The following is a 567-nucleotide window of genomic DNA, read 5'->3' on the forward strand; positions in this document are numbered from 1 at the left end:
GGCAGCACCACCAATCACCTCGCTTTCGACGACACCGAGAACCGCCAGCAGCTACAGATTGCGAGCGACCACGGCAAATCAAGTTTGAGCCTGGGTTACAACACGCGCATCGACGGCAACCAGGGGCGGCAGGACCCCAGGGGCGAAGGCTTCGAGCTTCGCACCGACCGATGGGGCGCTTTGCGCGCGGCGCTCGGTCTGCTGCTGACCACGTTTGGCCGTGACAACGCGACGGGCAAGGTCAAGGACATGGGCGAGACGGTGGCGCGACTTACCCAGGCCCGCCAGCAGCATGAGGACCTGTCCCAGATCGCCACCAGGCATCAGGCGCAAACGTCCGACTCCAGCCAGAGCGACGCGACCAGCACCATCAAGGCGCAGAACGATGCGATCAAGGGAGGCACGCAAACCGGCGATGGCGAGTTCCCCGAACTGTCACGCCCAGACATGGTGATGGCAAGCGCCGCAGGCATTGCCACGACGGCGAGCGACAGCACGCACATGGCAAGCCACTACGATCACGCCATTACGGCAGGACGCGACGTGAGCGTGTCGTCGGGGCGCTCG

At 64.9% G+C, this 567-nt stretch carries 1 protein-coding gene; it reads left to right on the forward strand.

The features are described from left to right. A partial coding sequence (locus tag HV773_RS36590; protein WP_175198567.1) for a type VI secretion system Vgr family protein occupies positions 1 to 567 on the forward strand: 567 nt, incomplete at both ends.

It is taken from the genome of Paraburkholderia caffeinitolerans (genome assembly GCF_902859945.1).
GTDB classification, from domain to species: domain Bacteria; phylum Pseudomonadota; class Gammaproteobacteria; order Burkholderiales; family Burkholderiaceae; genus Paraburkholderia; species Paraburkholderia caffeinitolerans.